Raw genomic sequence first — 8,393 nt, 5'->3', positions numbered from 1 at the left:
AATCTCTCGTTGAGCTTCGAAGCGGAGGTGAATTCTAGCGAGTTAATTTGAAGAGTCAAACACTTTTTCAAATTTTCTTTTTTAGAAGCTTTCCCTCAACCAACACTGCCTGAAGCCTTGCGGCGTCTGCCGTGTCAGTGAGGGCGCATTATAGGGAGTTCGATAAACTTGGCAAGCGTAAATTTTAAATTTTCCCGAAAAAAAACGCTGTTTGCGCAAATAACCAGCAAGCCATTATTTACCTACCACTTATCATCATATAGCCAACATATTACCCACACCTTCCTGTGGATAACTAATCATCACTGTCAAAGAAATAGGAAATCCGAGCTCTTGGATTTAAGTAATCACGAATGTTATCAGGAAGCTTATGTGGCAAAATTGCACTCAGGATTTTTATTTCCTTATCGGCGAGATCGATAATCGGCGCTTGTGTTCTAGGAACCGAAGGATCATAAATCAATACATTCGGCGATAATAGCTGCTTAGCATTGACGGATATCACCAAGCCTATAGCATGATTCGACAATTGCACTACTGTACCTGGTGGATATACCCCCATAAATTTCACTAAAATACTTAAGTTTTCCTGGTTATAAAGATGCTTGGCATTTTTATATAGATAAGAAAGTGCGATATAAGGAATTTTTTGCTCGCTGGCAATCGCTGGATGACACAGATTATCAAATGCATTCGCAACCGAAATGACTTGAGCTAATTCATCAATATCGGCTTCTTTAAGACCTTTAGGGTATCCAGAACCATCGCTTAACTCATGGTGCTGCTCAATAACAATTTTTGCGCTTTCTGGAAAAGCTTCAAAACTACTCACCATTTCTAAGCCATATTTTGTGTGTAGCTTAAGATAATTTTTCTCTGGTTCAGTGAGCGGAGTGGTTTTACGTACAATCGCACTCGGTACTCTTATTTTACCAATGTCATGAAATAGTGCTGCAAAAGCAATTTGTTTGATTTGTTGCTCTGTGAGCCCTTTAGCTTTAGCGATCATCATTGAGATCACCGAAACATTCAGTGAATGGAAATAGATATCTTCAAATTCACTTTTACTATTCATTAAGTGCAAAGTGACATTCTCATCACTCAATAACTTGTCGACGATCTCTTCAACTAAGGCACTGGCTTCATCAATAGCATCAGCTGGGCGACTACGAATTTTATTCATAATTGCTCGCATACGCGCCAAAGAACGTTCGAACTCTTTTTCACACTCTAATACTTGGCGACGATAACGATTGAGTTTCTCTATCCGCTGTTCTTTCTCCTGCCAGAGCTTATCCGCCTGTTCATCAAGATCCGTCGGTTCTGCTACTGTTTGAGACTCACTATCGAGAGGTAAAGGCGAAGTATCACTTTGTGCGGGATTTAAAAAGACGTGCTGTATGCCCAAGTGCTTGATCAACTGAATTTGTTCAATGGACTGAATTTTAAAACTATTAAATAAGAAAGGATGCTCATTCCATTTAACTGGTAAGCGAATATGTAAACCTGGCTGCAATCTATCGACGGTGATTTTTATGCTTGTATTTGCCACGATCAGGACCAACAAAATAGAATTTTTTCTAGTGTAGGAGATACGCAGGGCAAGATCACCCTCAGAGGTCGCTAACTGTGCTTGCGGTTAACATATTAGCGGCATGAAATTGAAAATATCGATGTGACTTGTTCAGAAACAACAAAGCCCCGACTTTCGTCGAGGCTTTGTTGTATAAATAATGGTACCGATGGGCGGACTTGAACCGCCACTCCCGAAGGAAACGGATTTTGAATTCCTCTTAAGCTCTTATAATTAGTTGCATTCAAGAGGATTTCTTTGGATATCAAGGACCATAAAGTGGGATTTCATTGGATCTACTTTGCAGGCATTGAGCACAGATTTTTCTAGAGCCCAGACTACCATTATCGCAAATTCTCAATACTGAAAATGTCTGTAGAATCAGTACCAAATTGAATCCATTTATCAACCTCACTCAAGACATATGCTGATTCACGTCTATACCTCCCTTTCAAAGCACATTCTCAAACAACCGAATACCAATTTTTTCTAACTCACGCCTTACTTTTAGGTCTCTTTCTCCCTTTTTTTTTTTCTAATTTTTCTTTCCAAAAGGCGATATTAGACTTAGGTAGGTGCCCTAGATAACAACTTTCGTGCCAATGCCAAAAACATCCATTCCAAAAGATAGCAGCTTTTTTCTTCGGAAAATAAATATCAGGTTTACCAGCTACTTCTTTATAGTTTTTTCTAAACCGATCCCCCCGCCGATAGAGCTCAACTCTAAGCCAAACTTCAAGCTTTATATCTTTGGAAGAAATCCTAGACATCATTTCACTTCGTTTCGATTCTGCCACGATATCGACCATTTTCAACCCCAAACCACCCTGTAGATTTACCGGTTGAAATAAAATAAAAACCACCCTAACATAAACCGACACATTTACAGGGTGGGAATTAATTATGGAAATGAATGTCAGTTTACTGCAAGCATTTAACGCAACTCAAGGAGCGGGCTCCGAAGTTACTATACGTGAAGCAACAGGGGATAAGTCTGTAACAATAGATCAAAGTGAAAAAGCAGTTCTGTTCCAAATTTACCCCTCTACGACTTTTACTAGAGCAGGGGGGGCTCTCCCTGATGGTAAGCCTTCTCATTTACCGTTTTATGTTTTTAACCAGCATACAAACTCATTTGATTTACACCAATTGGCCATCAAATATCCAAAAGCTCAAGGCAATGAACTAAGACTTTATTTTAACCGAGAGTCTAACTTTTATCCGCCAGAAGGTTCTGTTTGGTATATTTTCTTAAAATTTGGAGAACAGTACCCTTTCATTGGTTTTATGAACATTAGGGAGTGGGAAAACCTCGCTAGCGGAGAGGTACAAAGATTAGCTTATGAAGCTAGCTATGCATTAGACGATGATGATGACTCTTACCAAAAAGAGCTACACTCCCCTCAAGCCCAAAGAGGAGTAATCCAGAGCAGCTCTACGAGGTTTCCAAGAAACCCTTCTCTTGCGGCAGATGCAATAAGGTCCGCTAACTATCAATGTCAATATAACCCATGGCATCAATCGTTTATTGCTGCTTCGTCATCACAGCAATATGTAGAAGTTCACCACTTAATACCTATTGCTTATATGAGTAGATTTCAATACTCCTTAGATGTTCCAGCAAACCTTATTGTATTATGCCCCAATTGCCATAGAGCCATACATTTCGGTACTTCAGAGACTAAAAGGTTATACCTTGAGAAACTTTATAGTGAAAGGGCTGAATACCTAAATCAGGCAGGGATAGGCATATCACTAGAGGATTTATTTTCTATTTATGGCATATAAAAATAACGGTGTTTCGAGTATGGAACACCGTTATTTTTAATAGTCACCCCAAATACTCAACAATATGCTCAGAAATCAATTGCACCACAGGAACAACAACAGAATTACCAAACTGCTTATATGCAGGGGTTTTTGCATCTGGCATCCAAAAATCTTCAGGATAACCAAAGAGAATACGGCATTCATCCCGAGTTAACTTCCTCGGATTTTGATTCTCTTGTGGAATCAAGCACTCTTTACCATCTTTACCATATCTAGCAACAATAGTGTTCGACGGCCTATTCAAGTCTGCAGCGTGCGCAGTAAAGCCTGTATTACGTGCGAGATTTCGTTCGGTTCTATTAAGATGTCCCTGCCACAACTTATCTGAAATTGTATACTCTTCAGCCTCTTGAGGAGTAGTTCCTGCATTTTCAATCGCCTGGCGCAAGGGAATTGGCTCCCCAACAAACACAGGGAACTCAAAGTCACCATGTTGTTGCCATATATCTTCTCGAACGCAAACCATAAAGCAACGGACTCTTCGTTGTGCTACGACTGTCTCAGAGTTAATCAACGAATAGAAAAACTTATAGTTCAACTTCCCCTCAACACCACCACTTAAATTCTCCATGGTGTTCCGTATAACCTCAAAAGTCCGTCCCTCGTCATGGGTTACAATATTCTTCACGTTCTCCATAAAAACGATTTCAGGTTGTTTAACATATGCAATCTTCGCTATTGAGTGAAAAAGGTTACCTTGGGTATCGCAGTTAAAACCGTGAGCTAATCCTAGTGCCGTCCTAGCGGATACACCAGCATGGCTAAAAGGCTGACAAGGGAAACCTCCGGCTAATACTTGATGATTCGGAATCCAGGCATCAAGTTCTTCCTCACGAATACCCTCTCCAGTGAACTGATTAATATCACCATAAGGAACCTTTCCGTAGTTATTGAAGTACGTTTTTTTCGCTGCCTTGTCCCATTCACTCGAAAACACACATCTACCACCATTGCGACTCAATCCTAGGTTAAAACCACCAATTCCTGCGAATAAGTCGATAAAATCAAACTGTACATCCGCAGTGGGGGGAAATCTCAACTGCTCAAGTAATACCTGAACGGTAGTACCATTGTCGCGCTCAAATTGTAACGTTGCATTACTTAGTATTTCAGGCAATCCAGCTATAGCACTGAACAAGTTAACTTCTTCTGTCTGAAGCCAATGAGTGATTTCAGCTTCAAGCTCCGAGTGCCCAGCGATTTCAGGTGAGAAATTTGCAATAGTGTTTTTTAGATGTTGGATCAGACTTTTGTACATAACGTCTTCTTTGTGAGAATTAAATTAACCTCCATTAAACGGAGGGGAAGATTTTAGTGGATTTTGACTTTCTTTGTAAGCAACAACACTAAAAATTGCTATTAAGACACAGATGGGCACCAATACACTAACAGCAGCATTAAAATGCGGAGGTACTCGGGAAAATTAAGTCCAATTTAAAGCCTCCCGAACGTAGCGGAAGAGTGGGACCACCACTCTTCCGTACAATTAACGTATAAAATCCCACACACTGAGAGAATCCTTCGTTGCACAAAACCAACTATTGCACCGTAGACTCTCTTCATAGCTATCAACAATCAGCTACTTTATAATCTCGCTAGTTACTTCACCTCATAGAACTGCTCGGTCAAAGCCGTTTCACCAACTTGCTCAACTAACTGAGCAACAAAACCATCAAATTCATCAGCAAACCCAATTTTCGCCAAGTCATACTCAGCAGAAACTCGATCCAACGACAGATTCAAAATCTCAACCTGATTCTTAGCTCGACGAGCCTTGTCATTCAGCAAGGTAACAGTCTTACCTAAATCACCACCAGCAAGCAGTTCAGGATTGGCGAGCAACAAATGGCGAGCTGATGGGTAAAGTTTGTTACCGTAGAACATTGGTTTGGACTGACCCTTTAACTTCTCACGCTCGGTGTGCGCAGTAGACAGCGCTTCTTCTACAGGTATGCCCGCCTTTATACGGTTCATCAGCGTACTTTGCGCCACACCTAGCCCTCTATCCGCTTGGCGCATACTTGAGTACTCAGTGCCATCTATAACAACTTCCTGAGGTAGTCACCTTTGTTATCACCGATCATGCAAAACTGATCCACTAACTAACCCGCTCATTAACCAGTTTAAGACTGGTACAAAAGTAGACTCAATACGAAACCAAGAGAGGTACAGACTTTGGTCTGTACCTCTCTTGGTTATCTTATCTTGAATGACTAATAATTTACCACCTACGCTTTTTACGCTTAATATTTATTAAACGGTCACGCCCCGCAACAAGCTCTTTAAGTCGAATTTCAGCCTCTTCATACGTTGATGCTCCTTTTGCTTTTCCCATCGGCTTACCACTAGTTAGGGCTTGAGCTTCAGGCCAAGATTCAAAAATGGCAGCGCTATCAACTGTTACCGCAGCATAATATTTAAAATGTGATTTCTGAGACATAATTATCTCCCTGTAAGTTTTCAGTAATACCCCAACAGCGCTACGCAACACCAACAATAATCCTAAGAAAAATATGATATGGGGCAGCGCTACCCATTACGAATTAACTACCTATCATCGCCTCAAGCATATCCAGCTGCTCAACAACAAATAACGATCGAACGTTTATGCTTGGAAAAGTCCTCATTAATATCTTCGTTAGCTCTACAGTTAAACGAGTCACAGGTACTGCCCCTAAAATAACTTTCAGGCGCTTAGCTCCACGAATTGTCGAAGGCTTAACGCTATAGCCGATGCTATCGAAGTATTTTGCTAATTCGTTAGCGTTCATGTTACTGCTCGAACAACTAGAATTCGATTGAGTACAAAGCCTTAGGAAAAGACGTAATAACAATTCGTCAGATCGTTCTTCAGGCTTTAAACGGACGTTAGCGCACAACACAGCTAATCCCATCGCTAACCTGTCTTCAAAAGATATCCAATCATCCATTGTTTTTAAGCAGTTGTTCAAACGCCAACGGTCAAAGCGAAGTCGAGTCGCGGTCATTTCTTTAACTGTTCGATGGGGTTGAGTCTGAAAACAAACATGCGGAATACCATTACTTTCACGTGTAATTGGCTCAATAAGCTGACGCTTCCAATCAAATTCAAGGTTTAAACGAATTTCTCGCTCCACATTAAGTAAATCACTCTGATTAAGAAACATCTCACGTGTAGAAGTTAAGTGAGAGCCATCGGTTAACTGCCCCGGTACTCTATTGAGATAAAGGTCAACCATATAGTCATTAGCGTTAACATTTCTTGGAGTTTTAACACCAGCCTTTGCCGTAACAACAGGAAAATCATCATCAGGTATCACGGTAAGCTGTCCACGAGTTTTCATAGCGATTAATTGTTTAGCTCTATGCTTCAACTCAAGTATGTCACCACCACTAGGATCCATTAAATGAAAGTGATCTCTAAAACGATTGCAGATAGAACCTGTTAAATCTATCTCGGTTATATCAGCATTAGTTAAGAATCCATCAGTAGTTACTGAAACAACAATTCGATGTTCAGGTATACCATTTAACATTTCACTCATAAGAGCACGAGCAAGACCAGTCGTATAAGCAGCAAAAAAAGGATTCGTAATTGTGGATGCTGGCATTTGCTTTGAATAACCAACCTCAATATCGAAAGATGTCTTGGGTCTTAACCCTTGAGCTAAACGTCCATAAGTGCTATTTCCAATCTCTTTGATTAGTCTCTCTTCAAAACTTCCTTTCTCGTGTTGTAAACGGGTTTGGCGAACCCAACGCATAAAAGGCTCAAAGATACGGCTTCCATTCTTCCAAGGCACAATGTATCCCGTTTTAACTACCAATTCAGCACCTTGGTTATAAGCGACTTCTAATTCGTGCCCTGTACAGAATGATTCTCCTTCCATCGGATAAATCAGACCATAGCTATCAGTTCGGACGGGTAACGATGGAAATCGAATATTGTCTGGAAACTTAAACGATACCCAAGCAAGCGAACACTTATCACCGAAGAAGTCTTCGATACGAGTCGACTGCTTAGCATGAATATAATCCAACTCTCGAAGCCCCATTAATATAGCGGTATAGCAGCTCGGAGCATCATAATCGTTCCACGTACCTACACTCGTCAGCCCCGACATGAAAGACTCATTACGACCACCGTGATAACACTGTGTTGCGAAGCTTTCTAGTATCATACGGTCAGGACGCGGCACATCCTTAGTGAGAGTTAAAGGTTTAGTGCGTCCTTCTGGCCAAACTTCTTTAGTTACCGATTCAAAGCCAAATAATGCACGATAACCGTCTTGATTTTTAACCGTATTGACAAATGCTTTCGTCGCAATACCCCCTATAGTGTATGGAAGATTTTTCAACCCAATATCTTGGGCAATTTTTAACATCCGTTCCATATGAAGCGCTGTAATTTCAGCATCTCGCATGGCATAAGCCTCGAAACCTGCTGAATCATTAGCCAAATACTCATCCATTCTTTCGATACTGTAAGGAGCTGGAATATCTAGTTTGGGTAATCCCACTAGTTCACCCACATCAGCCAAAGACTTACCGCTAGGAGCCAGAAGCATCGTGTCATAAAAACGAATTTTCAACTCATGCTTATTTCTAGACTCGTCGTATAAAATAAAAGGATCTTTATCAACTCGTTTCGTCATCACCTTAGATAAATCAATGCCATATGCATCGTTACCAAGTGTCGCCAGAGTTTTTCTAACTCCCTTGATATAGGTATGGAAATTGTCGAACGATTTACTAAAAGTGAATAAATCAGCCTTTAAAAAGTGAGCACAAACTATCGCTTCGGAAGGCCAATTAATGAGTGTTTTTTCATTTATGGCCTGCTTTATCACTTGAGTAATGCATTTATCAAAACTTAAACGTCCTGATTTCTTAGCTGATTTGGTATAAAAAATGTCTCGTGTCATCTTACCTTGAAACAACAAAACAAATTGATAGGACAATATATGGTTCAATTTTTTATCTTTAGATAATGTGTACTCCGTATCAATAC

Annotated in this window: 7 protein-coding genes; 1 reads left to right on the top strand and 6 read right to left on the bottom strand. The window is 40.4% G+C overall.

The features are described from left to right. Positions 1-295 precede the first annotated feature (295 nt). Positions 296-1,552, bottom strand: coding sequence for a DUF3391 domain-containing protein (locus tag CAG60_RS00135; RefSeq protein ID WP_161437994.1), 1,257 nt, complete (start codon positions 1,550-1,552; stop codon positions 296-298). A 515-nt stretch (positions 1,553-2,067) separates the two neighbouring features. Next, positions 2,068-2,382 (bottom strand): very short patch repair endonuclease, encoded by a 315-nt coding sequence (locus CAG60_RS00130; RefSeq protein WP_237667735.1) that lies wholly within the window; start codon positions 2,380-2,382, stop codon positions 2,068-2,070. 94 nt (positions 2,383-2,476) lie between these two features. Between CAG60_RS00130 and CAG60_RS00125 the strand changes: the two genes are divergently transcribed. Then, complete coding sequence (locus CAG60_RS00125) at positions 2,477-3,361, top strand: HNH endonuclease (RefSeq protein ID WP_161437992.1); 885 nt, start codon at positions 2,477-2,479, stop codon at positions 3,359-3,361. 43 nt (positions 3,362-3,404) lie between these two features. Here CAG60_RS00125 and CAG60_RS00120 read toward each other — a convergent pair whose 3' ends face one another. The 4 genes from CAG60_RS00120 to CAG60_RS00105 all read right to left on the bottom strand — a co-directional run. Further along, complete coding sequence (locus CAG60_RS00120; RefSeq protein WP_158138913.1) at positions 3,405-4,661, bottom strand: DNA cytosine methyltransferase; 1,257 nt, start codon at positions 4,659-4,661, stop codon at positions 3,405-3,407. Between the two features lie 341 nt (positions 4,662-5,002). Then, positions 5,003-5,422, bottom strand: coding sequence for a hypothetical protein (locus CAG60_RS00115; protein WP_237667734.1), 420 nt, complete (start codon positions 5,420-5,422; stop codon positions 5,003-5,005). Positions 5,423-5,624: 202 nt separating this feature from the next. Further along, positions 5,625-5,843, bottom strand: a complete 219-nt coding sequence (locus CAG60_RS00110) for a viroplasmin family protein (RefSeq protein ID WP_158138914.1) — start codon at positions 5,841-5,843, stop codon at positions 5,625-5,627. 103 nt (positions 5,844-5,946) lie between these two features. Continuing rightward, positions 5,947-8,393: hypothetical protein (locus CAG60_RS00105; protein ID WP_161437991.1), on the bottom strand; the 2,447-nt coding region annotated here is incomplete at its 5' end.

The sequence above is a fragment of the Vibrio sp. V33_P6A3T137 genome (genome assembly GCF_009904835.1).
In the GTDB taxonomy this organism is placed as follows: Bacteria; Pseudomonadota; Gammaproteobacteria; order Enterobacterales; family Vibrionaceae; genus Vibrio; species Vibrio metschnikovii.
Note: the sequence above shows the minus strand (reverse complement) of the source record. Positions and strands in the feature narration are given on the sequence as shown.

Excerpts from the sequence above, each read along its gene's own strand:
- CAG60_RS00130 (WP_237667735.1), bottom strand. The coding sequence starts at position 2,382 with ATGGTCGATATCGTGGCAGAATCGAAACGAAGTGAAATGATGTCTAGG.
- CAG60_RS00115 (WP_237667734.1), bottom strand. The coding sequence starts at position 5,422 with ATGCGCCAAGCGGATAGAGGGCTAGGTGTGGCGCAAAGTACGCTGATG.
- CAG60_RS00120 (WP_158138913.1), bottom strand. The coding sequence starts at position 4,661 with ATGTACAAAAGTCTGATCCAACATCTAAAAAACACTATTGCAAATTTC.
- CAG60_RS00125 (WP_161437992.1), top strand. The coding sequence starts at position 2,477 with ATGGAAATGAATGTCAGTTTACTGCAAGCATTTAACGCAACTCAAGGA.
- CAG60_RS00110 (WP_158138914.1), bottom strand. The coding sequence starts at position 5,843 with ATGTCTCAGAAATCACATTTTAAATATTATGCTGCGGTAACAGTTGAT.